Below are 25,070 nucleotides of genomic sequence, written 5' to 3' on the forward strand. Positions count from 1 at the left end.
ATTAGAATAAAAACGCACGCACTCTAATTTTAGTAAAATAGCATTTATATCTAATAATAAATTTCATAAGAATCAAAATAAAAATAAAAAACTCACAAAACCAGAAACACCAGAGTATAAACAAAGCTTGATAACTTGCATCTTTCTAGGAAGCTTGTCATAACTAATGGCTGGAAAATTTGTAAGGATACAAAATGAGCAAGCTGTACGTTGGATCAGAAGTTGGTCAACTTCGACGAGTTCTATTAAATCGCCCTGAACGCGCCCTAACCCACTTAACTCCGTCAAACTGTCATGAGTTGCTATTTGATGACGTTCTTGCTGTAGAAGCGGCAGGTGAAGAGCACGATGCATTCGCACGTACGCTGCGCGAGCAAGACGTTGAAGTGCTTCTCCTCCACGATTTACTGGTCGAAACCCTCGCCGTTCCAGAAGCAAAACAATGGCTGCTGAACACTCAGATTTCTGACTTTCGCTACGGGCCAACATTTGCGCGAGACCTACGCCAATACTTTTCAGAAATGGATGATGAACATCTTGCCTGCATCTTTTTAGGTGGCTTAGCTTACTCAGAGCTGCCGATCTCCTCATCTTCTATGCTGCCAAAAATGAAGCGTCCTCTCGACTTTGTTATTGAGCCACTGCCTAATCACCTCTTTACTCGTGATACCTCATGTTGGGTTTATGGTGGTGTATCGCTCAACCCAATGATGATGCCTGCACGCCAACGTGAAACAAACCACTTACGTGCGATTTATCGTTGGCACCCAATTTTTGCTGGCCAAGATTTTATCAAATACTTCGGTGACGATGATCTGCATTATGATAATGCGAATGTCGAAGGCGGTGATGTGTTGGTTATTGGTAAAGGTGCAGTTCTTATCGGTATGTCTGAGCGTACGACTGCTCAAGGTGTAGAGAACCTTGCAGCGAGCCTATTTAAAGCAGGCCAAGCTACCGAAGTTATTGCAATTGATCTGCCTAAACACCGCTCATGTATGCATTTAGACACTGTGATGACCCATATGGATGTAGATACTTTCTCTGTCTACCCAGAGATCATGCGCAAAGATCTCGACACATGGCGCTTAACACCAAAAGGCAACGGTGAAATGCATGTTGAAGCCTCACATAACTATCTGCACGCGATTGAGTCCGCTCTTGGCTTAGATCAGCTGAAAATCATCACCACTGGTGGCGACAGCTATGAAGCGGAACGCGAACAATGGAATGACGCCAATAACGTTCTAACTGTAAAACCGGGCGTAGTAATTGGTTACGAACGCAATGTATACACCAACGAAAAATACGATAAAGCTGGCATCAAAGTACTGACAGTACCTGGTAATGAGCTTGGTCGTGGTCGCGGTGGCGCTCGCTGTATGAGCTGTCCAATAGAGCGAGACGATATATAACTTACTCGTCCCTTTACATTAGGTGAATCAAAACTAAGGTTGATGTGAATACATCAACCTTTTTTAGCTTTAGTTTAAAATAATTATTCACAATAAAAGCATTTGTATGTTTTAATGGATTCTATTAATCTAATCACATGTACTAAGGGACGAGCTATGGCTTTCAATTTACGTAACCGCAACTTTTTGAAGCTATTGGACTTCTCAACCAAAGAAATCCAGTTTTTGCTCGAACTGTCTGCAGAGCTAAAAAAAGCTAAATATGCAGGAACAGAGCAGAAGAAACTTCAAGGTAAAAACATCGCACTAATCTTTGAGAAATCTTCGACTCGTACCCGATGTGCGTTTGAAGTCGCTGCCTTTGACCAAGGTGCTCAAGTCTCTTACATCGGCCCTTCTGGCTCGCAAATCGGTCATAAGGAATCGATGAAAGACACTGCTCGTGTTCTTGGTCGTATGTACGACGGGATTGAATACCGAGGCTTTGGCCAATCCATTGTTGAAGAGCTTGGTACTTATGCTGGTGTTCCAGTGTGGAATGGTTTAACGGATGAGTTCCACCCAACCCAGATCCTTGCTGACTTCCTGACTATGCAAGAGCACGGCCGTGGTAAACAGCTACATGAAATAACCTTCGCTTACCTAGGTGATGCGCGCAACAACATGGGTAACTCACTTATGGTGGGCGCAGCGAAAATGGGCATGGATATTCGCCTTGTCGCGCCAAAAGCGTTCTGGCCTGAAGAAGAGCTCGTGGCAACTTGTCAAACTATCGCGCAACAAACTGGTGCAAAAATCACGTTAACAGAAAGCGTTGAGGAAAGTGTGAAAGGTTGTGACTTCCTATACACCGACGTTTGGGTGTCTATGGGTGAGTCTGCCGAGGCATGGGATGAGCGTGTAGCGTTAATGACACCTTATCAAATCAATATGGACGTGATTGAGCAAACGGGTAATCCACATGTGAAATTCATGCACTGCCTTCCAGCTTTCCACAATGATGAAACCACCGTCGGCAAAGAAGTCGCTGAAAAATACGGTATGAAAGGCCTTGAAGTAACAGAAGAGGTATTTGAATCGGAATACTCCATCGTATTCGACGAAGCAGAAAACCGTATGCATACCATCAAAGCCGTGATGGTTGCGACGCTAGGAAGCTAAACCAGTGCGCAAAAACAGCCGATAAAAACCATGATGTAATCGCTTGCGCTCACGAAAGTTAAGCGTATAATGCTCGGCAATTTGTCTGAGGATTAAGAAATGACCACGCTGATTGCTGACGTAAAAACGCGATTTGCTCTCGCTAAGCGACTACGCTTACGTGGTGTTATTTTCGTTAATTCTATTGAATTTTAAAACCTCCCCATTGGGGAGGTTTTTTTATGTCCAAAATTCCTTTCGGTTATTTGGATGTAGTCATCAATGTTATAGGGAAGAAGATCATGGCGAACTCGCTTTACCAGAAGCACATCATCTCTATTCCAGAGCTTTCACGCGAAGAACTGGAACTTATCGTAGAAACAGCAGGTAGCCTTAAAAAAGCACCTCGACCAGAACTGATTAAAAACAAAGTCGTTGCAAGTTGTTTCTTTGAACCATCAACACGTACACGTTTATCGTTTGAAACAGCGATTCAGCGCATTGGTGGTGACGTGATTGGCTTTGATAATGATGGTAATACCTCTCTGGCGAAGAAAGGCGAAACACTCGCAGATTCAGTACAAGTCATCTCTTCTTACGTCGATGCCTTTGTGATGCGTCATCCACAAGAAGGCGCCGCTCGCTTGGCATCTGAATTTTCAAATGGCGTGCCAGTGATCAACGCGGGCGACGGTGCAAACCAACACCCAACTCAAACGCTACTCGACCTATACACCATCGCGGAAACACAAGGGCGTCTAGACAACCTGAACGTCGCATTCGTAGGTGACCTAAAATATGGCCGCACAGTGCACTCACTGACTCAAGCCTTAGCAAAGTTTAACAACATCCGCTTCTTCTTTGTTGCACCAGATGCGCTGGCAATGCCAGATTACATCTGCGAAGAACTAGACGAAGCTGGCATTCAATATAGCCTACACACAGACATGGAAAGTGTGATTCCTGAACTGGATATTCTGTACATGACACGCGTACAGAAAGAACGCTTTGACGAATCGGAATACGCACATATTAAGTCGGCTTACATCCTAACAGCGGCACTACTAGAAGGCGCGCGCGAGAACTTGAAAGTACTGCACCCACTACCACGTGTGGATGAAATCACAACTGATGTTGATAAAACGCCTCATGCCTACTTCTTCCAGCAAGCTCAAAATGGCGTGTATGCTCGCCAAGCACTGCTGGCGCTTGTTCTAAACGAAACACTGTAATCGAGGGGAAAAATCATGGCTAAAGAAACTCAATTGCAGGTAGAAGCAATCAAAAATGGTACGGTCATCGACCACATCCCTGCGCAAATCGGCATCAAAGTATTAAGACTGTTCGATATGCACAATTCATCACAACGCGTAACGATTGGACTGAACTTGCCATCATCAGCACTCGGTCATAAAGATCTACTCAAAATCGAAAATGTGTTTATCAATGAAGAGCAAGCGAGCAAGCTAGCGTTGTATGCTCCTCACGCGACCGTGAATCAAATCGAGAATTATGAAGTGGTGAAAAAGCTAGCGTTAGAGCTTCCTGAGCGCATCAATGATGTATTTGAATGCCCGAATTCAAACTGTATTTCTCATAATGAACCAGTAGAAAGCAGCTTTAGCGTGTTCGAGAAGAAACAAGAAATCCGCCTAAAGTGTAAATACTGCGAGAAAGTGTTCTCACGCGAGATCGTAACCGAGCGATAAACACGCCGCACGACTAGGCTTTGATACGTTTAAAATACCCTGCAATGTCGGGGTATTTTGCTCTTTACCTACCGAGGGTTTAGAGGCAAACTGAGAACCTTTATTCCCTACAACTGATGGAAAAAATCAAATGACGAAAGTACTTCACACTGAGTCTGCACCAGCAGCAATCGGTCCTTACGTTCAAGGCGTAGATCTAGGTAACATGGTTCTTACTTCAGGCCAAATCCCAGTAAACCCAGCGACAGGTGAAGTGTCTGCTGATATCGCAGAACAAGCTCGTCAGTCTCTAGAAAACGTAAAGGCTGTAGTTGAATCTTCAGGTCTTAAAGTATCTGATATTGTAAAGCTAACGGTTTTTGTTAAAGACCTAAATGACTTTGGCACAGTGAACGAAGTTTACGGCAAGTTCTTTGATGAGCACGGCGTAGCAAACTACCCTGCACGCTCTTGTGTAGAAGTGGCTCGCCTACCAAAAGATGTTGGCATCGAGATTGAAGCAATCGCTGTTCGCAAATAATTGCACTTGCTGACAAACATAAAAAAACGGGTAGCTCAGGCTACCCGTTTTTTATTGTTTTCTCGTGATGATATCGCAGTAAAACTTAAGCAGCGTTGCGCTGTTTGACTTCTTCATCTAACGATTCAAGCTTCTCTTTCATCTGTTCACGACAGATATTCGCTAACTCGCGAATGCCCTCTTTACCATAGCCTTCAGTGCTGATTGGAGGTAGCATTTCAACAATCACATGACCATTGTTCCAACGGTTCAGCTTAATTTTATTCGTCGAGCTACATACGATAGGAATGATTGGCACACCTGCACCAATTGCCGCATGAAAAGCACCTGTTTTGAATGGCAGCAAACCACGCCCACGAGAACGCGTGCCTTCTGGGAACATCCACACCGAAACATCACTTTCTTTCATGCTGCTCACGACCTGATCGATAGTACCTTTTGCTTTAGAGCGATTCGCTCGGTCAATCAGAATGTTACCCGTAAGCCAGTAAAGCTGACCAAACAGTGGCATCCAAGCCAAGCTCTTTTTACCTACTGTCACAACTTTCGGAGTCACAGCCGCAGAAACAGTAAACATGTCCCAGTTGTTCTGGTGGTTAGCAATGTAAACATGTTGGCCGCGTGAATACGCATCTTCAGGGATACGCAACTCTAACTTAATCCCAAACACACGAGACATCTTGGCAAACAAACGGCCAAAAGTGAAAACGTGCTTAGGGTTTCTAGGGCTTAATAGGCAGTAACCACAACCACCAATAAACATAACAATCGCAAAGATAGCGACAGCAAATACACGTAACAGTGCAATCATTCTTGTTCTCCAGGAACCGGCTTTTGCCAGATACAGCTATTAATATCTCTCTTTCCATAAAGGGAAAATATGGTCATGAGAGTGATATAAAAAAGCCGAAACTCAGGTTTCGGCTCTCTTGATATCCAAGTTACCTGCGGTGCAGTTTAACTTGCCTAGCTCACTCGCTCAATATTTGCGCCAAGTGCAGCCAGTTTATTTTCGATTTTGTCGTAACCACGGTCGATATGGTAAATACGATCAACGACGGTTTCGCCTTTAGCAATGCAACCTGCAATAACCAAACTAGCCGAAGCTCGTAGATCGGTTGCCATCACTTGCGCACCGCTGAGTGACTCAACATCACCACAGATAACCGTATTGCCTTCGATCTCAGCTTTAGCGCCCATACGCATGAGTTCTGGTACGTGCATAAAGCGGTTTTCAAAGATAGTCTCTGTGATCACGCCGCCACCTTTCGCCATCATATTCAGAAGCGTAAATTGAGCTTGCATATCCGTCGGAAAACCAGGATGTGGCGCAGTACGTACACTTACCGCTTTTAGCTCGCGGTCGGTCATATCAACGGAGATCCAATCTTCACCCGTTTCGACAAGCGCGCCAGCTTCTTCCAGCTTGGCGAGAACCGCTTCAAGCAAATGAGCATTAGTGTTGCGACATACCACTTTACCGCCAGATACTGCTGCTGCGACAAGGAATGTTCCCGTCTCAATACGGTCAGCAACCACGTTGTGTTTACAACCGCCTAGGCGCTCAACACCTTCAATCGTAATGGTATCTGTGCCAGCGCCAGAGATTTTTGCGCCAAGCTTATTTAGGAAATCAGCGGTATCGACGATTTCAGGCTCACGCGCAGCGTTATCTAGTGTTGTTGTGCCTTCCGCCAGCGCTGCGGCACACATGATGGTAATCGTCGCGCCTACGCTGACTTTATCCATCACGATGTGCGCGCCTTTTAGACGACCATCCACTTCTGCTTTCACATAACCATCTTCTAATGTAATGGTTGCGCCAAGCTGCTCTAAACCAGAAATATGTAGATCCACAGGACGAGCGCCAATAGCACAACCGCCTGGTAAAGAAACCTGACCTTGACCAAAGCGCGCCACCAAAGGACCCAAAGCCCAAATAGAAGCACGCATGGTTTTCACCAAGTCATAAGGCGCACAGTATTCTGTAATACTGCTTGGATCAACATGAACAGAGCCATTGCGGCTTACTTTCGCGCCTAAACGCTTAAGCAATTCCATGGTTGTATCGATATCACGAAGGTGTGGTACGTTTGCCACTTCTACTGGCTCTTCCGCCAAGATAGACGCAAATAAAATCGGCAGTGCTGCGTTTTTTGCACCTGAAATGGTCACTTCACCAACTAGTGGTTTATCTGACCCAATAACTCGAAACTTTTCCATCAATAAACCTTAAAGCGACATCAATTTCTTATCACGAGCCCACTCTTCTGGTGTGAACGCTTTGATTGATAATGCGTGAATGTCGTTACGCTGGATGTATTCCATCAGAGGAGCATAAATTAGCTGCTGCTTCTTAACGCGGCTCATTCCATCGAAACAAGCATCAACAGCAACCACTTCATAGTGGCTACCTTCACCTTTCACATGCACTTCTTGAAGGTTTAGTGCTTCTTCTAATAACTGTTGTACTTTTGCGCTATCCACAATTTACCCCTGATAATTCTGTATGTGTTTGGCCACTAAAGATTCAACATTGCTCAGTTGAAACAAAGTGCGCAGTTGCGCCGGCACGAAACTGAGCATTATATGACAGTTTTGCTTTTTTGCATGCTCTAATAAGTGGATTAACATCACCATTCCTGCAGAGTCGACGCGCTCTATCTCTTTTAGCGAGCATTCCAGCTCCGATTGAGCAGGTTGCCATTGCTGTGCATACGCCCACAATGAAGGCACTGTATCTCTATCAAGTGCCCCTGTTAGCTTAAGAATGTTTTGATCCAATTGCCACTGAGCGGGAGTCTGGGCCATTATTTCTTAGCCTCGAAGCGGATCGGTTCTGCGGCCAATTTTTCTAGGTCTTTAGCAACAGATAGAATACCTTCTTGACGAATTTTACTGTTCCATTCGGATTGTTTACTAGAAAGCAAACTAATGCCCTCTGCAATCATATCGAATGCTTCCCACTCACCAGAGTGGTTGTCTTTACGCAGTTTAAACTCAAGTTTGATGTTTGGACGCGGAGTATCGATGATATCAACTTTAATGCTTGTAATACGCTTAGAGTCATCAATGCTAGGCTCAGGACCAAACTCAATTTTTTGGTCAGAGTATTGCGTCAACACTTGTGCATAAGACGCAATCAGGTACGCACGAAATGCATCGATAAACTCAAGTACATCTTCACGCTTAGCACCTTTTAAGTTTGGACCAAGAAGTTTTAACCCTGCATAGCGGTAGTTGACGTAAGGCATTAGCTCTTCTTCAACGATCACTTTAAGTAAATTTGGATCTTGTTTGATTTTCGGCTGTTCGGCTTTCAATCTTTCGAACGTGACTTCAGCTACCTGCTTCATCATCTTATAAGGTTCAGTTTTATCCACCTCTGCTGCTGTTGCTCCAAAGACGCTAAACACAGCACAAACTGAAAGTAGTAATCTCGCTAACATAGTTATTCCTTACTTGAGTCGTCTGAACCACCTACGCTGTATAGTACTTGACCAATTAAGTCTTCAAGCACAAGCGCCGATTTGGTGTCTTCGATGGTATCACCATCCACTAGCATGACTTCATCATCAAAAACGAAGCCAGGTACTAAACCAATGTATTGCTCACCAATCAGGCCAGATGTCAAAATTTGTACGCTCGACGTTTCTGGGAACTGATTGTATTTGCTATTGATAGATAGTGTTACAACTGGCAATAAGTTGTCTGGGTTAAGCGAAATACTACTTACTCGACCAATCACAACGCCCCCCACTTTTACGGGAGAACGAACTTTTAAACTGCCAATATTATCGAACTCGGCTTTGAGGGTATAAGTATCACCAGAGCCAATGCTTTTTACGTCAGCAACTTGAAAAATCATCACAAGAATCGCGCAAATTCCCGCTAATACAAAGCTGCCAACCCATAATTCAGTTTTACGTGTTTGTTGCATGATTAATTCCCAAACATCAATGCGGTCAGTACAAAGTCTAATCCTAGTACTGCTAAAGAAGAATGCACAACAGTGCGCGTAGTTGCTCGGCTGATCCCTTCCGATGTTGGAATAGCATCATAACCGTTAAATAGAGCGACCCAAGTAACCGTAATTGCAAACGCAAAACATTTGATCATACTGTTACCAATGTCTTGCCCTAGCTCAACAGAGGACTGCATCGCTGACCAAAAACTGCCGTGATCAACGCCTTTCCAGTCAACACCAACAAGCTGAGCGCCCCAAATTCCCACAGCCATGAAAATCATAGCCAGTAAAGGCATTGAGATAACCCCAGCCCAAAACCGTGGTGCAATCACTCGTTTCAATGGGTCTACCGCCATCATTTCAAGGCTAGACAGTTGTTCCGTTGCTTTCATTAGACCTATCTCTGCGGTTAACGCAGAACCGGCACGACCAGCAAACAAAAGTGCAGTAACAACGGGTCCTAATTCACGGAGTAACGAAAGCGCTACCATTTGCCCCAAACTGCCTTCTGCGCCGTAATCCACCAACACAACATAGCCTTGTAGACTCAAAACCATTCCAATGAACAGACCAGATACGACGATGATCGCCAGCGACTGAACACCAACAGAATAAAGTTGCTTAACAAGCAGAGGAAAGCTTCTGATCGGTTGTGGCTTAGAAAATAGCGCCCCAATCAACATGAAAGTCGCACGACCAAATGCTCCGCAAATAGAAAGCGTGCGTCGACCCAGCGAGGCGACAAAGTGAATGAAGTTATCGACCATCAAATAAGTCCTTTTCGATACTTTGAGAAGGGAAACGAAACGGTACAGGACCGTCGGCATCACCTTGTAAGAACTGCTGGACACGAGGATCAGAGTTTTGAGTCAGCTCTTCTGGCGTACCATAGGCGATGATTTTTCCATCGGCCATCAGGTATACCCAGTCAGCAATACTCATGACTTCAGGTACGTCGTGAGAAACCACAATAGAGGTCAAACCTAACGCTTGGTTTAGATTGCTAATTAGCTCAACCAAAACGCCCATAGTGATTGGGTCTTGCCCCACAAACGGCTCATCGTACATGATCAGGTCAGGGTCAAGTGCGATTGCACGAGCCAAAGCAGCGCGTCTTGCCATACCACCTGAAAGCTCACTCGGCATTAATTGCGCCGCGCCGCGTAGACCGACAGCTTCGAGCTTGAGTAACACCATGGTGCGAATCAAATCTTCCGATAAATCGGTATGCTCTCTCAATGGAAAGGCGACATTATCAAAAACATTCAAATCAGTGAATAAAGCCCCTGACTGGAACAACATGCTCATTTTCTTTCGAGCATGGTAGAGTTTTTTACGCGAGAGAGAGGGAATATTGTCTCCATCAAACCAGATCTCTCCTTGCTCGGGATACAACTGACCACCAATCAAACGCAGCAGTGTTGTTTTACCAATTCCCGATGGTCCCATAATGGCCGTCACTTTGCCCTCAGGAACATGCAGATCAATATCATCAAAGATCATGCGTTCTCTCCGTGAAAAAGTGAGGTTGTTCACGGTGACTAAATCGTTGTTCGACATATCATCTCTTCTACTGTAGGAGCGTTGCAACTCACGGAATCATCAAGCAGATACTCATCGGAGTTGAATTCTACGTTTAATAAAGTAACGTCGGTACATTTATTAGGCTGCAATCATAAGCACATTGGCGTTGAATTTAAAGCACTGTTCAATTAAATAAAGTCGACTATATCCCTGCAATTTCTCATGGTTTATGACCTAATTAGCACGAAGTGTTTAAATCCTAGACCAGAATTGCTCATTTAAATGAGTGAGATTTACATACATTTTCGTTACTAACCTTTAATTTATTCTTCGTTTATCTTCCATTTTAGGCCGCAAAAGGTCAAAATTAGCGGTTATTCATTTTACTTATTTAATACTTAGGAATTCTCATGCTCGAAGCCGTTGCGTTGCTTATAGTCGGTCTTGTTTTGCTTGTTTGGAGTGCAGATAAACTTGTTTTTGGCTCTGCAGCGATAGCCCGCAACGTCGGTATTTCCCCGCTTGTCATCGGCATGACAATCCTTGCGATGGGCTCATCCGCCCCTGAGATGATGGTATCTGCAACCGCTGCTTGGGATGGCAAAACAGATACAGCGGTGGGTAACGTATTAGGCTCAAACATAGCGAACATTGCGTTAATCCTAGGTATTACAGCGCTGATCAAGCCTTTGTCGATTAGCTCCGCCGTCATCCGCCGAGAACTTCCACTCATGATAGCCGTAACCGTACTCGCTGGTATTCTGCTTTGGAATAGCCATCTCGGTTTTTATGAGGGTGTCTTATTGTTTGTACTCTTTGGGGCATTTTTATTTGCTATGTTGCAAATCAGCCGCAAAGAGCAAAAATCAGGTGATGTTTTTCTTGATGACCAAGAGTCAGAGATCCCAGAAGGCGTCAGTAACCCTAAAGCAATCATGTGGGTGGTTATTGGCTTGATACTGCTTCCTTTGGCAGCCAGCATGCTGGTTGATAACGCGGTAATTATTGCTAAACACTTTGGTATGAGCGACCTTGTTATCGGTCTAACTATTATCGCCATTGGCACTAGCCTGCCAGAACTAGCCGCATCACTTGCGGGAGTTTTAAAGGGTGAAGACGACATGGCTGTCGGTAACATTATCGGTTCGAATGTGTTTAACATTCTGGCGGTAATGGGGATTCCTGGCATCATTAATCCATCGGTGCTCAGTGAGTACGCGATGGGACGTGACTTCTGGGTCATGTTAGGCGTTTCATTGTTACTTGTCGCGATGTGTTTGGGTAAATCACGCAGTATTAACCGTATTGAAGGTGCCATCTTGTTTGTGTGCTTCTTAGGTTACCAAGTGTACTTATTCGCAAACATGACCGCTTAATTACCACGATCAATAAGTAGAGATCTGATATGTCCAATCAATTTGATTTTCGCGCTGCTGCTAAACAAGTTCTTGATATCGAAGTTGCTGCTCTGCAAGAGCTAGATACCTACTTTGATGATCAATTTGAAAAAGCGTGTGAACTTATCCTTTCCAACAACGGCAAAGTTGTCGTTATGGGTATTGGCAAGTCAGGCCATATTGGTAACAAGATTGCCGCCACTCTGGCAAGCACTGGGACTTCGGCGTTTTTCGTTCATCCAGGCGAAGCCGCACATGGTGACTTGGGTATGATTAGCCCTGGTGACATTGTGCTGGCAATTTCTAACTCTGGTGAATCAAACGAAATTCTGTCTCTATTTCCAGTATTAAAGCGCCTGAATATTAAGATCATCAGCATGACAGGTAAGCCAGAATCAAATATGGCCAAGCTGTCTGACTTACACCTGCAAATTACGGTACCTCAAGAAGCTTGTCCGTTAGGCCTGGCGCCAACTAGCAGTACGACTGCCACATTAGTGATGGGAGATGCATTAGCCGTAGCTCTGCTTCAAGCTCGTGGTTTTTCTGCCGAAGATTTTGCCCTATCTCACCCAGGTGGTGCACTGGGGAGAAAACTGCTACTTAAGTTGTCTGATATTATGCACTTTGGAGAAGCGTTACCTAAAGTTTCTCCTGACGCATTAATTCGCGATGCCCTGCTTGAAATTTCAGAAAAGGGGTTAGGCATGACAGCCATCGTCGATGAGCACGATGCTATGCTTGGTATATTCACCGATGGTGATTTACGTCGTACCTTAGACAAGCGTATCGATATTCATACGACGGCAATTGGCGAGGTCATGACGACAAACCCAACCACAGCACACCCTGATATGCTGGCGGTTGAAGGTTTGAACTTGATGCAGAATAAAAACATTAACGCTCTGATTTTATGTAAAGACGAAAAAATTGTGGGTGCACTGAACATGCACGATTTACTAAAAGCTGGCGTGATGTAATATCAGCACAAACATTTAAATCATTTATTAGACGAATAAAGGCAATGGTCAGGGAAGTACTGAGCTAAACGATAGGCCTTCATTATATGAGTTTTACTCGCCTTATTTATTTGCTCTTGATCTTCGTTGTAGCGTGGTGCGGTTATTACCTACTAACCCCTAAAGGCAACGACGCAATTCAAGTAGCACCAGATTCTGAACTGCCCATGTTCAGTGGTTCTGGATTAGAAAACATCACCTACGGTGAAGATGGTGTCCGCAGTTACATCATTCGCTCCACTAACTTAGACCATTATGCTAAGAGTGGAGATACTATTTTTAATAACCCGACTTTGATGGTTTACCGTGAAGGTAGCGTCATTGAATGGAAGGTGACTGCCACAAGAGCAGTGTTAGATGAAGACCAAATTTTGACTTTATATGACAAAGTCTTAATGCAAAATCTTCTGCCTGGTGCGAGTTTTGATACCATGGCAACAGACAAATTGGTCATTAATCTAACCAATCGTGATTTTAAAGCTGACCAACAAGTGATGTTGGTTGGACCACAATTTGAAACTACTGGAGGCGCAATGCAAGGCAACTTAAAACAGCATACTGCGACTCTGACAGATGAAGTTCAAGGTCGATATGAAACCGTTACACCTTAGCCTACTGGCACTGGTATTGGCGGCGCCTCAAGCGCTGGCACTCAAGTCGGATACTCAACAGCCGGTTTACATAAACTCTGACACCCAACAGGTGGACATGAAGAGTAACCAGGTTGTTTTTGAAGGCGATGTATCTCTTAAGCAAGGGAGCATCAATATCGATGCTGATAGAATCGTGGTAACTCGCGATCCTAAAACCGAAGCAATTAAACAGATTCAAGCATTTGGTAAACCTGCGAAGTTTTCTCAGCTGATGGACGATGGTAAAACACTTAGTGGTCAAGCTACGGAGTTGGATTACCGTATTTCTACAGACGAACTGACCATGAAAGGTCAAGCGCAGCTGGCGCAAGACAACAACACCATCAAAGGTTCTTCGATTCGTTACCAAATTGGTAAACAAAAGCTAGTCGCAGATAGCTCTAAGGAAGAGCGCGTTACGACCATTTTGCAACCCAATCAGATAGAGAACTAATATGGCAGTACTGAGTGCGAAAAACTTGGCGAAAAGCTACAAAAAACGCAAAGTCGTCACTGATGTTAGCTTAGAAGTTGAATCTGGTCAGATTGTTGGGCTGCTCGGTCCAAACGGTGCGGGTAAAACCACCTCGTTTTACATGATTGTCGGCTTAGTACCTCGCGATGAAGGCACCATTACCATTGACGACAATGACATCAGTATTTTGCCGATGCATAGCCGTTCACGACTTGGCATTGGCTATCTTCCGCAAGAAGCGTCGATTTTCCGTAAGCTTTCAGTAGAAGATAACATCATGGCCGTACTTGAAACTCGTCAAGAAATGACGAGGGAAGAGCGCCAAGATAAACTGGAAGATTTGTTGGAAGAATTCCACATCCAGCACATCAGAACCAGTGCTGGTATGGCACTATCAGGGGGTGAGCGACGCAGGGTGGAAATCGCTCGAGCTTTAGCGGCCAACCCTCAGTTCATTTTATTGGATGAACCTTTCGCTGGTGTTGACCCAATTTCGGTTAATGACATCAAGAAAATCATTGAGCATCTGCGCGATCGTGGTCTCGGAGTGTTAATCACTGACCATAATGTACGTGAAACACTGGACGTATGTGAAAAAGCCTATATCGTGAGCCAAGGGCACCTAATTGCATCGGGAACTCCGGCAGAAGTTCTCAATAATGAACAGGTGAAACAAGTTTATCTCGGCGAACAATTCCGTCTATGATTATATTAGGAACGGTAAGATTCTGAGCATTACAAGGTAAGTAACACTGAATGAAACCTTCATTACAACTCAAGCTAGGTCAGCAGTTAGCCATGACGCCACAGTTGCAGCAAGCGATTCGCTTATTGCAATTGTCGACACTCGATCTTCAACAAGAAATCCAAGAAGCGTTGGACTCAAACCCATTATTGGAAGTTGAAGAAGGCCAAGACGAGCCTCTAGCAAACGGTGAAGATAAGTCAGCGGTCGAGGCTGCTGATAGCAACAGTGCTAGCGAACCAACAGAAATTGACGTTCCAGATAGCTCCGATGTGATAGAGAAATCAGAAATTAGCTCTGAACTTGAAATCGACACGACTTGGGATGACGTCTACAGCGCGAATACTGGTAGCACTGGCTTAGCTCTTGATGATGATATGCCCGTCTACCAAGGCGAAACCACTGAATCATTACATGATTACCTCATGTGGCAGCTTGACCTAACACCATTCAGTGAAACCGACCGCACGATTGCATTAGCGATTATTGACGCTGTTGACGACTACGGCTATTTAACTTTGTCGCCTGAAGAGATTCATGAGAGCTTCGATAATGAAGAGATAGAGTTAGACGAAGTAGAAGCCGTTCGTAAACGCATTCAACAATTCGATCCTCTTGGCGTTGCATCGCGTAACTTACAAGAATGTTTGTTACTGCAACTGACGACCTTCCCAGAAGACACGCCATGGCTTGCTGAAGCCAAAATGATACTTGCGGATCATATTGATCACCTAGGCAACCGTGACTACAAGCTCGTCATCAAAGAGACTAAGCTGAAAGAAGCCGATCTGCGTGAAGTCTTAAAGCTTATCCAACAGTTAGATCCTCGTCCAGGTAGTCGCATCACTCCTGATGATACCGAGTACGTAATTCCAGACGTATCCGTTTTTAAAGACAATGGCAAATGGACCGTTTCTATAAACCCGGATAGCGTGCCAAAATTAAAAGTAAATCAACAATATGCTCAGTTAGGCAAAGGTAATAGCGCGGATAGCCAGTACATCCGCAGCAATTTGCAAGAGGCAAAATGGTTAATTAAGAGCTTAGAGAGTAGAAACGAGACGCTACTCAAAGTTGCAAGATGTATTGTTGAACATCAACAAGATTTCTTCGAGTATGGTGAGGAAGCCATGAAGCCAATGGTACTCAATGATGTCGCTTTGGCTGTGGACATGCATGAATCCACGATTTCTCGTGTAACAACGCAAAAATTTATGCATACACCACGTGGTATTTTTGAATTGAAGTACTTCTTCTCTAGCCATGTTAGTACTGACAACGGCGGAGAATGTTCGTCAACAGCAATTCGTGCACTCATTAAAAAACTGGTCGCAGCAGAGAATACTGCCAAACCACTGAGTGATAGCAAGATTGCTGCTCTTCTGGCTGACCAAGGGATTCAGGTCGCAAGACGTACGATAGCCAAATATCGCGAATCCTTGGGAATTGCCCCTTCAAGTCAGCGTAAACGCCTATTATAAGGCACTAACTGAAAAGGAAAGTCTATGCAAATCAATATTCAAGGCCATCACGTTGATCTTACCGATTCAATGCAAGACTATGTAAATTCTAAGTTTCAGAAGCTCGAAAGGTTCTTCGACCATATCAATCAAGTGCATGTTGTACTAAAAGTTGAAAAAATTACTCAAATCGCGGAAGCTACGCTTCACATAAATCAAGGCGAAATCCACGCATCAGCCGATGACGAAAATATGTATGCCGCGATCGATTCGCTGGTAGATAAATTGGTTCGCCAACTTAATAAGCACAAAGAAAAACTAAACAGTCATTAATCATGCAACTGAGCGAAATACTGTCATTGGACTGCACCAAAAGTGCGGTCCACTGCACGAGTAAAAAACGCGCCCTTGAAATGATCAGCCGTATCGTGGCTGATCAAACGGGCCAAGATTCTACCGAGCTGTTCGAATGCATGCTCAATAGAGAAAAAATGGGCAGTACCGGTATCGGAAACGGTATTGCGATCCCTCACGCGAGAATGCAATCAAGCGACAAGGCCATTGCTGTCTTACTGCAATGTGATGAAGCAATCGAATTTGATGCGATTGACAATCGACCTGTCGATCTTCTTTTTGCGCTCCTTGTACCAGAAGAACAGTGCAAAGAGCACCTCAAGACTCTATCCTCTATGGCAGAACGTCTGAGCGATAAGCAAGTATTGAAACTACTGCGTAATGCTCAGAGTGATGAAGAACTTTACGACATCATGATTCACCAATAAGCAGGACTAACTCCATGCGACTAATCGTTGTTAGCGGGCACTCAGGTGCCGGTAAAAGTATTGCGCTTCGTGTACTGGAAGACTTAGGTTACTACTGTGTTGATAACCTACCAGTTAACTTGCTGGACGCATTTGTTCATTCTGTTGCTGACAGCAAACAGAATGTTGCAGTCAGCATTGATATTCGAAATATTCCTAAAAAGCTAAAAGAACTGACGAGTACACTAGAACAGTTAAAAACTGAGCTTGATGTGACCGTGCTTTTCTTGGACGCCAATAAAGAAACGCTACTCAAACGCTACAGCGAAACACGCCGAATTCACCCGTTATCTTTAGGTGGCACCTCCCTCTCGCTCGATCAAGCCATCGAGCGTGAGAAGCAAATTTTGACGCCACTCAAAGCGCATGCAGATCTGGTCCTAAATAGTAGTGGGCAGTCTTTGCATGAATTGAGTGAAACTGTGCGTATGCGCGTTGAAGGCAGAGATCGCAAAGGGCTCGTGATGGTATTTGAGTCTTTTGGTTTTAAATACGGCCTGCCTTCCGATGCCGATTACGTATTCGACGTTCGCTTCTTACCTAACCCACATTGGGAACCAGCACTACGCCCGCTTACAGGTCTGGATGCTCCTATCGCCGCATTTTTAGAGCAACACCAATCGGTGTTAAGTTTGAAATATCAAATTGAAAGCTTTATAGAGAATTGGTTACCTCTACTTGAGAAAAACAACCGCAGCTACCTGACCGTTGCAATCGGTTGTACTGGTGGTAAGCACCGCTCGGTGTACTTAACTCAGCAAATCGGTGAATACTTCGCCAACAAAGGACACCAAGTACAAATTCGCCATACCTCACTAGAGAAAAACGCTAAGGAATAGCCGTGGAGTTAAGTCGTAAAGTATTGATTCAAAACCGCCTTGGCTTACATGCTCGTGCAGCAGTCAAACTGGTCGAACTGGCACAGAGCTTTGAAGCGGTCATCACCATCGACAATGAAGAAGACAAAACCGCCACAGCAGACAGCGTAATGGGCCTGTTAATGCTAGAGTCCGCTCAAGGACAATACGTCACGATCCACGCAACGGGTGGGCAAGCGGAAGAAGCACTGGATGCCGTTTGCCACTTGATCGAAGATAAATTTGATGAAGGCGAGTAGTTTACTCGCTTTTTTCTTACCTCCCATTATCTTTCTCTTCCCTGACCTAATAAATAAATTTGCTTAGTATCATAAGTTGTTATTAAAAGGCGCCTAGAATTAAGTTATTATTCAACGCATTGTAAATATCAGGAATTGGGAGGAATGAATGGCAGAGCAAATTGAATTCGACCAAGCTCACCAAGCCCTCCAAGAAGTCACAGAAGCGCTAGAAAATGGCCGCTTCGTCCATGTTCGTCGTCAATTACAGGACATGGAACCTGAGGATATCGCTCACCTTTTAGAAGCCTCCCCACGTAAGAGCCGTGAAGTTCTTTGGCAACTCACCGACCCTGAAGATTATGGTGAAATCCTTGACGAGCTGAACGAAGACGTCAAAGACAGCCTCGTATCCAAAATGGCACCAGAAGCGCTAGCAGAAGCGACAGAAGGCATGGATACCGATGACGTGGCTTACGTACTGCGTAGCTTGCCTGACAACCTGTCACGCGAAGTCCTGTCGCAAATGGACTCCTCTGACCGTCTACGGGTCGAAACTGCCCTATCCTACCCAGAAGACACCGCGGGTGGACTGATGAACACCGACGTCATCACAATTCGTGGTGACGTCGATGTGGACGTAGTTTTGCGTTATCTACGTATGAAAGGCGAGCTTCCAGAAGCTACGGATGCCCTGTATGTGATCGATGAAGAGAGTAAGCTCATCGGTGAACTGCCGATCACGACGCTTATTACCACTCAGCCAGACGTAAAAATCATTGATGTAATGGAAGACGCGGACGAGGCCATCACCGTCGATACTAGCGACTCAGATGTTGCGAGTCTGTTCGAACGCCGTAATTGGGTATCTGCACCTGTTGTTGATGAAAACTTGCATTTGGTCGGCCGTATCACCATCGATGACGTGGTTGACGTTATTCGTGAAGACGCGGAACACTCGATGATGAGTATGGCGGGTATGGACGATGACGAAGATACTTTCGCGCCTGTTGTAAAATCAGCTCGCAAACGCAGTATCTGGCTTGGCGCTAACGTATTAGCCGCCCTTGCTGCTGCTTCCGTTTCTAACATGTTTGAGGCCACATTAGATCAAATGGCGGCCATTGCGGTATTGATGACGATTGTTCCGTCCATGGGTGGTGTCGCTGGTAACCAAACCGTCGCACTAGTGATTCGTGGTCTTGCTCTTGGTCATATCGGTGACTCAAACAAACGCGAACTGTTAATGAAAGAAGCCTCGATCGGCTTACTTAACGGCATCATGTGGGCGCTGATTATTGGCGGTATTGTTGTTGCTTGGAAAGGTAACTGGATGCTCGGAGGAATCATTTCCGCCGCCATGCTGACCAACTTATTGGTCGCAGGTATTGCAGGAGTAACGATTCCAATCCTATTGAAAAAAATGAACATCGATCCTGCTTTAGCTGGTGGTATGGCATTAACAACGGTGACGGATGTGATTGGTTTATCTGTCTTCTTAGGGCTTGCCACAATACTGATTACCTAACAGAAAAAACGAAAAAGCCTGATGAACACATCAGGCTTTTTTGATTCTGAATTGCTAGAAAAGCTTATTCACCCGCCACTTTCATGGTATCCAGTAGGATAGAGCCCGTTTGGATTTGTGAGCGCGTTTCAATATCACTACCAACCGCCACAATCTTGGTGAACATGTCTTTTAGATTACCTGCGATGGTAATTTCTGATACTGGGTATTGGATTTCGCCATTCTCAACCCAGAAGCCTGCGGCACCGCGAGAGTAATCACCCGTTACCACGTTCACACCTTGTCCCATGACTTCAGTCACTAGAAGACCAGTACCGAGCTCTTTAAGCATTTGTTCGAAGTTTTGGCCTGTCGACTTCACGTACCAGTTATGAATCCCACCAGCGTGACCTGTCGGCGTCATCTTCATTTTACGTGCGGCATAACTGGTTAACAGATAAGTTGCTAGCACACCGTCGGTAATGATCTCACGGTCTTGAGTGTACACACCTTCACTATCGAATGGACTTGATGCCAAACCACGCAATACATGCGGACGTTCTGAGATATTGAACCATTCAGGAAGCACTTGTTTGCCTAGATGGTCAAGTAAGAAAGAAGATTTTCGGTACAAGTTACCACCGCTGATCGCCATAACGAGATGGCCAATCAAGCCTGTCGCAACATCAGCCGCAAACATGATTGGGTATTGACCTGTTTTTAGACGCTGCGCATCTAAGCGGTTAACCGTATTCTCTGCCGCCTTACGACCCACCGTTTCTGGGGTCCATAAGTCATCACGATGACGTGCCACGGTGTAGCTGTAATCACGTTCCATCTCGCCGTTTTGACCAACGCCAATTACACAACAGCTAGTACTATGGCGGCTAGACGCATAACTAGCTAATAAGCCATGGCTATTGCCATACACTTTCACGCCGTAATGACTATCATAACTCGCGCCATCACTTTGCTTGATTGCATTGTTATAACTTAGCGCCTCTTTTTCTGCTGCAATCGCCACATTGGCAGCATAGTCTGGATCGGGTGCGTCTGGGTGGAAAAGATCAAGCTCAGGGATCTCTTGCACCATGTATTCTTTTGCTGCAGGGCCTGCAAATGGGTCTTCAGATGTGTAATGTGCAATATCTAGCGCCGCTATAACGGTTTGCTCGATTGCAGCTTCACTTAAATCAGACGTGGAAGCACTGCCTTTGCGTTGACCTCGGTAAACGGTAATGCCCAGCGCACCATCGCTGTTGAACTCGACATTTTCTACTTCACCCATACGAGTTGAAACACTTAAACCAGTGCTTTTAGTAATTGCGACTTCGGCGGCGTCAGATTTTGCCGATGCAAGCTTTAAAGCTCTTGCTACGGCTTGCTCTAGCTCGGTACGTTGCTCAGCAACCTGCTGTTTAATATCCATTGTCTTTCACATCTTGTCTTTGATGAACAATAGGATAACAAGAATTTCGCTTTCTCCCCATGATTCTTGTTAAAATACTCATAATATTAATCAAAACACAGGCAACTGAAATGGCACGTAAGAATCAAAAAGCGCCATGGGAACCAGAAGAAGAGATCATCTGGGTAAGTAAATCCGAGATGAAGCGAGACATGGAAGAACTGCAAAAGCTAGGTGAGGAGCTTGTCGGCCTCAAACCTTCAGTTCTAGAAAAGTTTCCATTGAGTGAAGATTTGCGAGAAGCAATTGCTGACGCGCAACGTTTTAAAAATGAAGCGCGTCGTCGCCAATTACAACGTATTGGTAAATTGATGCGTTACGAAGATCCAGAGCCAATCCAAGCCGCACTGGATAAAATTCGTAATAAGCACTCTCAATTAACGGCGGTATTCCACAAACTTGAAGCGTTGCGTGATCGCGTAGTGGAAGAAGGTGACAAAGCCATTGATGACGTAATGGAAATGTACCCAGAAGCGGATCGTCAGCGTCTACGCCAACTTGCTCGCCAAGCAGCGAAAGAGAAAAAATCTGGGAAACCAGCAAAAGCGTACCGCGAAATCTTTCAGCTCCTTAAAGGTCTAAACGAAGAAGAGTTTTAATTCGAGGGCTCACGCAATGAGCATTCGATTTAAACGCAAAAAGCAGACGTCAATGTCTGCTTTTTTTATCTTTGGTTTTACAGTCAGCGTTACACTAAGCGATTAACGCGGTCTCCGCGCTCGAAAGCGTTAATGTTCTCAATCAAGATTTCCGCTAAACGTTGAATAGATGAGTCGCTGCCCCATGCAACATGCGGTGTCAGTAACAAATTAGGTAAACTCATATTGGCAATCAGCGGATTGCTCTCATCAGCCGGTTCTTGTGTAAAAACATCAAAACCAGCCGCTGCAATTTCTTGCTGTTTTAAGGCATCCACCAGTGCGCTCTCATCCACCAAACCTCCACGCCCTGTATTAATCAAAATGGAGTTGGACTTCATTTGTTGCAACTCTGCTTGACCAATTAAATTCTGAGTATGATCGTTGAGCGGGCAATGCAAGGTCAGCGCATCGGAGCGTTTTAATACTTCCTCAAACGGCACATAACCAGGCCGACATTCTGCCGCCCCTTTACGCTCAGAAAACAACACGGTCATTCCTAACGCTTGAGCCAGATTCGCCGTCGCTTGCCCTAGTGCCCCGCTACCAACAACACCTAACGTGCTACCACCAATATCCCCGATTGGGTGCGTAAAAAAACAAAACTGCTGGTTACGCTGCCACTCACCTGCGGCAATATCTTGGTGGTACCCAAATAAATTCCGTCTTAAAGCGAATAACATTGACATCACATGCTCGGGCACCGAACGCGTCGCGTAACCACGTACATTAGCAACCGCAATATCATGATTAGCACAGTAGTTCACATCGACGTTGTTAAAACCAGTTGCGGCAACCGCGATCATCCGTAATTTTGGTAGTTGCTCTAATACATGTTGGTCAAGCAGGACTTTATTGCTAATCACGATATCGGCATCTGCTAACCTTTCTATTACCTGCTCAGGCGCAGTTAGGTCGTACTCACGCCAGTGGTGCGGAAAGCCAGGTCGTGGGACCTCAATATGTTCTGGGATGGTCGCTCGGTCTAAAAATACGATGCTTGGCAAAGACATAACAACTCCTTGTTCACGGCTGAAAGACAGGATACATCAACCACAGTAACGAAATAGCCAAAAATAGCGAACTAGAAAGAACCGCTGTTGAGTGCAATTGGCATTAAGGGTGTGGCAACGTTTTATAATCAGGCAATGTACGCTCTGGCGAAAAATAGTTAAAGATCATCGCCTCGGCTTCAGGAGAAAAGTCACAGGGTACAAAAATACTGCTCAACTGTTCTGTGACTGGGTGATAAAAACTTAACTCCGCAGCGTGCAACTCTAAACGCTCTGAAAACTGATACGCCTCTTCAGTTGCATAAAACTCATCACCAATAATCGCATGACCAATCGCCATCAAATGCACGCGTAACTGATGCGATCGACCAGTAATGGGCAGTAGTCGCACAACGGTCGTATGGGTGCCATCAGGGTGCACTTCACGCTTCACTACTTGGAATAAAGTTTGAGATGGTTTGCCGTCGTCAAAACATACTTTTTGTCGTGGACGATTTGGCCAATCACAAATTAATGGAAGATCAATATTCCCTTCTTGCGGCTCAACATGCCCCCAAACACGTGCGTAATACACCTTGTGAGTGAGGCGATATTGGAACTGCTTTTTTAATGCTCGCTCCGCGGGTTTGTTTTTCGCCAGCAACATCAACCCTGATGTCGACATATCCAAGCGATGCACAACTTGAATTTCTGGATGCAACTCTTTGAGGCGGCTCCACATGCTGTCGTAATGCTCTGCAAGGCGACCAGGGACAGACAGCAGCCCTGATGGCTTATTCACTGCCAGAATGTCGTCATCCTCAAAAACGATATCGACCCAAGGGTCGGTGGGAGGGGTATATTCAAGCATTGCCATGGGAGATCTCTACAAAATAAAAACGCCGCGATTATATACCCAAATAGCACCCAGATGCAGGATTCTGAAGAAAAGTTCAACCTAATAAAACAAAGTCAATCCTTTAGCATAAAAACTAAAAATAGCACGTTGTAAATTTAGTTTGACAACAAGACGCATAACTGAATAGAGTGCTAGATGCACACAGCATGATATTCGCAAAGAATACTTAAAATAAATACACCAAAACACAGCATTTAAAAGACATTACCGTTGCGCAGTATAGGGCGATCGCTCAGCTTGTCATGTACTGCGGTATGTATCTCTTTAGAAAGATACATAAGATAAAAAGGACAATAAGCAATGGACTCCGCCGTTATAGATAAACCCCAATCCAAACTTTCCTTATTTTTTCGTTCGCTAGGCCCCGGCATATTAATGGCATCTGCTGCGGTCGGTGGCTCTCACCTCGTGGCATCAACCAAGGCTGGTGCGATTTATGGTTGGCAATTGGCTGCACTGATTCTGCTCGTAAACCTGTTTAAATACCCTTTTTTCCGAGCAGGCGTACAGTACACCATGGGGACAGGGCTCACCTTGGTTGAGGGCTACGCGAAATTAGGCCGGCCTTATCTATGGCTATTTCTATTTCTGAGCGTGGTATCGGCCGTCATCAATACCGCCGCTTTGTTGATGTTTAGCGCTAGCTTGCTGGGCTACTTCATTCCGTTTTCACTATCAATGGCATCACTCAGTATCATTGTGATTGTTACCTGCCTGCTCATATTATTTGCTGGCCATTACAAAGCGCTCGATACGCTATCTAAAGTGATCATGTCGGTGTTAACCATCGCGACTTTACTCGCTGTTTCTATCGCCTTTGGTAACCCTGTTGAACAAGTGGCCAACTTCGAGCCACCGTCACCTTGGTCTATTGCGGCTATTGGTTTTATCGTTGTGACAATGGGGTGGATGCCTGCACCGATAGAGATCTCCTGTTTAACCTCAGCATGGCTAAAACGCCAATCAAGCCAGCAAGAAGTAACATACCGCTCTGCTCTATTTGACTTTAATGTCGGTTATATTGGCACGGCGTTTCTTGCCATTATCTTTGTATCGCTAGGCTCTTTGATGCTTTATGGATCTGGCGTTGCGCTTGAAAGCTCTGGTGTTGGCTTCTCCCACCAATTGGTTGGCTTATATGCGGCAACGATTGGCGAATGGTCTCGTTACTTGATCGCGGTAATTGCGTTTTTCTGTATCTTTGGCAGCACGATTACCGTTATTGATGGCTATTCTCGCGTTATTTCGGATTCTCAACGCCTACTGCGCTCACAACCAGACACTAACCCTAAAACCACTTCAGCGATCATGCTGGTAGTCTCCTTACTTGCATTGGGTATTGTGGTTTTCTGGGCTTCTGCGTTATTGCCTATGCTGAACTTTGCGATGATCCTCGCCTTTATGACCACGCCATTCTTTGCTCTGCTAAATTACACATTAGTGAGCAAAACTGAGTTACCTGAGCCTTTGGCTGTTGGACCTAAACTAAAGTGGTTGTCGATTGCAGGCCTGATTTACTTGTTTGGCTTCTTGGCTGTATTTATCTGGTGGAAGTGGTTGATGTAAATGAGATAGCTATCAGTGATTAATGCATTCCGCTTAAAGAAACTAAACCGTAAATAAAGA

At 45.0% G+C, this 25,070-nt stretch carries 30 protein-coding genes; 19 read left to right on the forward strand and 11 right to left on the reverse strand.

Features of this window, described 5'->3' with window-relative positions:
* The first annotated feature begins 194 nt into the window (after positions 1-194).
* From arcA to H9L11_RS04520, 6 genes are all read left to right on the forward strand, one after another.
* A complete protein-coding gene (arcA, locus tag H9L11_RS04495) occupies positions 195-1,415 on the forward strand; it encodes an arginine deiminase (protein ID WP_005381082.1) in 1,221 nt (406 codons plus the stop codon).
* 156 nt (positions 1,416-1,571) lie between these two features.
* Positions 1,572-2,576, forward strand: coding sequence for an ornithine carbamoyltransferase (locus tag H9L11_RS04500; protein WP_193837568.1), 1,005 nt, complete (start codon positions 1,572-1,574; stop codon positions 2,574-2,576).
* A 99-nt stretch (positions 2,577-2,675) separates the two neighbouring features.
* Positions 2,676-2,771, forward strand: a complete 96-nt coding sequence (locus H9L11_RS04505) for a hypothetical protein (protein ID WP_005381084.1) — start codon at positions 2,676-2,678, stop codon at positions 2,769-2,771.
* Positions 2,772-2,857: 86 nt separating this feature from the next.
* Positions 2,858-3,787, forward strand: coding sequence for an aspartate carbamoyltransferase (pyrB, locus tag H9L11_RS04510; RefSeq protein ID WP_005381085.1), 930 nt, complete (start codon positions 2,858-2,860; stop codon positions 3,785-3,787).
* A gap of 15 nt (positions 3,788-3,802) precedes the next feature.
* Positions 3,803-4,264: an aspartate carbamoyltransferase regulatory subunit gene (gene pyrI, locus H9L11_RS04515; RefSeq protein ID WP_005381086.1), complete on the forward strand. Its 462-nt coding sequence runs from the start codon at positions 3,803-3,805 to the stop codon at positions 4,262-4,264.
* Between the two features lie 130 nt (positions 4,265-4,394).
* Positions 4,395-4,784, forward strand: coding sequence for a RidA family protein (locus tag H9L11_RS04520; protein WP_005381087.1), 390 nt, complete (start codon positions 4,395-4,397; stop codon positions 4,782-4,784).
* An 85-nt stretch (positions 4,785-4,869) separates the two neighbouring features.
* On the opposite strand, the gene H9L11_RS04525 is transcribed toward H9L11_RS04520, so the two are convergent.
* The 8 genes from H9L11_RS04525 to mlaF all read right to left on the reverse strand — a co-directional run bounded on the left by H9L11_RS04525 (position 4,870) and on the right by mlaF (position 10,311).
* Complete coding sequence (locus H9L11_RS04525; protein ID WP_005381088.1) at positions 4,870-5,595, reverse strand: 1-acylglycerol-3-phosphate O-acyltransferase; 726 nt, start codon at positions 5,593-5,595, stop codon at positions 4,870-4,872.
* A 155-nt stretch (positions 5,596-5,750) separates the two neighbouring features.
* Positions 5,751-7,007: a UDP-N-acetylglucosamine 1-carboxyvinyltransferase gene (gene murA, locus H9L11_RS04530; protein WP_005388419.1), complete on the reverse strand. Its 1,257-nt coding sequence runs from the start codon at positions 7,005-7,007 to the stop codon at positions 5,751-5,753.
* A 9-nt stretch (positions 7,008-7,016) separates the two neighbouring features.
* Positions 7,017-7,271 carry a BolA family iron metabolism protein IbaG gene (gene ibaG, locus H9L11_RS04535; protein WP_005381092.1) on the reverse strand — a complete coding sequence of 85 codons (255 nt, stop codon included), beginning with the start codon at positions 7,269-7,271 and terminating at the stop codon, positions 7,017-7,019.
* 3 nt (positions 7,272-7,274) lie between these two features.
* Entirely contained in the window at positions 7,275-7,595 is a 321-nt protein-coding gene (locus H9L11_RS04540) for a lipid asymmetry maintenance protein MlaB (protein WP_005381093.1), read from the reverse strand.
* On the reverse strand, positions 7,595-8,233 hold the full coding sequence (mlaC, locus tag H9L11_RS04545) for a phospholipid-binding protein MlaC (protein WP_017821301.1): 639 nt from the start codon (positions 8,231-8,233) through the stop codon (positions 7,595-7,597). Before mlaC ends, H9L11_RS04540 begins: the two co-directional genes overlap by 1 nt.
* Before the next feature lie 2 nt (positions 8,234-8,235).
* Positions 8,236-8,724: an outer membrane lipid asymmetry maintenance protein MlaD gene (gene mlaD, locus H9L11_RS04550; protein ID WP_005381099.1), complete on the reverse strand. Its 489-nt coding sequence runs from the start codon at positions 8,722-8,724 to the stop codon at positions 8,236-8,238.
* A 2-nt stretch (positions 8,725-8,726) separates the two neighbouring features.
* On the reverse strand, positions 8,727-9,518 hold the full coding sequence (gene mlaE / locus H9L11_RS04555; protein ID WP_005381100.1) for a lipid asymmetry maintenance ABC transporter permease subunit MlaE: 792 nt from the start codon (positions 9,516-9,518) through the stop codon (positions 8,727-8,729).
* Entirely contained in the window at positions 9,508-10,311 is an 804-nt protein-coding gene (gene mlaF, locus H9L11_RS04560) for a phospholipid ABC transporter ATP-binding protein MlaF (protein ID WP_205391013.1), read from the reverse strand. Before mlaF ends, mlaE begins: the two co-directional genes overlap by 11 nt.
* 374 nt (positions 10,312-10,685) lie before the next feature.
* Here mlaF and H9L11_RS04565 point away from each other — a divergent pair, with 374 nt between their 5' ends.
* The 11 genes from H9L11_RS04565 to mgtE all read left to right on the forward strand — a co-directional run bounded on the left by H9L11_RS04565 (position 10,686) and on the right by mgtE (position 19,448).
* Entirely contained in the window at positions 10,686-11,651 is a 966-nt protein-coding gene (locus H9L11_RS04565; protein ID WP_005381102.1) for a calcium/sodium antiporter, read from the forward strand.
* 29 nt (positions 11,652-11,680) lie between these two features.
* Entirely contained in the window at positions 11,681-12,652 is a 972-nt protein-coding gene (gene kdsD / locus H9L11_RS04570) for an arabinose-5-phosphate isomerase KdsD (protein ID WP_005381104.1), read from the forward strand.
* Positions 12,653-12,738: 86 nt separating this feature from the next.
* Positions 12,739-13,302 carry an LPS export ABC transporter periplasmic protein LptC gene (gene lptC, locus H9L11_RS04575; protein WP_149191739.1) on the forward strand — a complete coding sequence of 188 codons (564 nt, stop codon included), beginning with the start codon at positions 12,739-12,741 and terminating at the stop codon, positions 13,300-13,302.
* Positions 13,283-13,777 (forward strand): lipopolysaccharide transport periplasmic protein LptA, encoded by a 495-nt coding sequence (gene lptA, locus H9L11_RS04580; protein ID WP_005381109.1) that lies wholly within the window; start codon positions 13,283-13,285, stop codon positions 13,775-13,777. The genes lptC and lptA overlap by 20 nt, the downstream gene beginning before the upstream one ends.
* A gap of 1 nt (position 13,778) precedes the next feature.
* Positions 13,779-14,504 (forward strand): LPS export ABC transporter ATP-binding protein, encoded by a 726-nt coding sequence (lptB, locus tag H9L11_RS04585; RefSeq protein ID WP_005381111.1) that lies wholly within the window; start codon positions 13,779-13,781, stop codon positions 14,502-14,504.
* A gap of 50 nt (positions 14,505-14,554) precedes the next feature.
* A complete protein-coding gene (locus tag H9L11_RS04590; RefSeq protein ID WP_005381112.1) occupies positions 14,555-16,024 on the forward strand; it encodes an RNA polymerase factor sigma-54 in 1,470 nt (489 codons plus the stop codon).
* Between the two features lie 24 nt (positions 16,025-16,048).
* Entirely contained in the window at positions 16,049-16,336 is a 288-nt protein-coding gene (hpf, locus tag H9L11_RS04595; RefSeq protein ID WP_005381114.1) for a ribosome hibernation promoting factor, read from the forward strand.
* A gap of 2 nt (positions 16,337-16,338) precedes the next feature.
* Positions 16,339-16,785, forward strand: a complete 447-nt coding sequence (gene ptsN, locus H9L11_RS04600) for a PTS IIA-like nitrogen regulatory protein PtsN (protein ID WP_005381116.1) — start codon at positions 16,339-16,341, stop codon at positions 16,783-16,785.
* A 14-nt stretch (positions 16,786-16,799) separates the two neighbouring features.
* Positions 16,800-17,663 (forward strand): RNase adapter RapZ, encoded by an 864-nt coding sequence (gene rapZ / locus H9L11_RS04605; RefSeq protein ID WP_005381118.1) that lies wholly within the window; start codon positions 16,800-16,802, stop codon positions 17,661-17,663.
* 2 nt (positions 17,664-17,665) lie between these two features.
* A complete protein-coding gene (locus H9L11_RS04610) occupies positions 17,666-17,941 on the forward strand; it encodes an HPr family phosphocarrier protein (protein WP_005381120.1) in 276 nt (91 codons plus the stop codon).
* A 148-nt stretch (positions 17,942-18,089) separates the two neighbouring features.
* Positions 18,090-19,448 carry a magnesium transporter gene (gene mgtE, locus H9L11_RS04615; RefSeq protein ID WP_005381121.1) on the forward strand — a complete coding sequence of 453 codons (1,359 nt, stop codon included), beginning with the start codon at positions 18,090-18,092 and terminating at the stop codon, positions 19,446-19,448.
* Between the two features lie 64 nt (positions 19,449-19,512).
* On the opposite strand, the gene pmbA is transcribed toward mgtE, so the two are convergent.
* Positions 19,513-20,856, reverse strand: a complete 1,344-nt coding sequence (pmbA, locus tag H9L11_RS04620) for a metalloprotease PmbA (RefSeq protein WP_054577139.1) — start codon at positions 20,854-20,856, stop codon at positions 19,513-19,515.
* Positions 20,857-20,966: 110 nt separating this feature from the next.
* On the opposite strand from pmbA, the gene yjgA reads away from it, so the two are divergent.
* Positions 20,967-21,494, forward strand: coding sequence for a ribosome biogenesis factor YjgA (yjgA, locus tag H9L11_RS04625; RefSeq protein WP_033907410.1), 528 nt, complete (start codon positions 20,967-20,969; stop codon positions 21,492-21,494).
* 89 nt (positions 21,495-21,583) lie between these two features.
* Here yjgA and H9L11_RS04630 read toward each other — a convergent pair whose 3' ends face one another.
* Both H9L11_RS04630 and H9L11_RS04635 read right to left on the reverse strand, forming a co-directional pair.
* Positions 21,584-22,546, reverse strand: coding sequence for a D-2-hydroxyacid dehydrogenase (locus H9L11_RS04630; RefSeq protein WP_017636188.1), 963 nt, complete (start codon positions 22,544-22,546; stop codon positions 21,584-21,586).
* A 103-nt stretch (positions 22,547-22,649) separates the two neighbouring features.
* Positions 22,650-23,402 (reverse strand): pseudouridine synthase, encoded by a 753-nt coding sequence (locus H9L11_RS04635; RefSeq protein WP_017821305.1) that lies wholly within the window; start codon positions 23,400-23,402, stop codon positions 22,650-22,652.
* 342 nt (positions 23,403-23,744) lie between these two features.
* Between H9L11_RS04635 and H9L11_RS04640 the strand changes: the two genes are divergently transcribed.
* Positions 23,745-25,010 carry a divalent metal cation transporter gene (locus tag H9L11_RS04640; protein ID WP_064377045.1) on the forward strand — a complete coding sequence of 422 codons (1,266 nt, stop codon included), beginning with the start codon at positions 23,745-23,747 and terminating at the stop codon, positions 25,008-25,010.
* Positions 25,011-25,070: the final 60 nt, after the last annotated feature.

Origin of the sequence: Vibrio sp. sp1, assembly GCF_016920955.1 — a bacterium.
Classification (GTDB): Bacteria; Pseudomonadota; Gammaproteobacteria; order Enterobacterales; family Vibrionaceae; genus Vibrio; species Vibrio alginolyticus.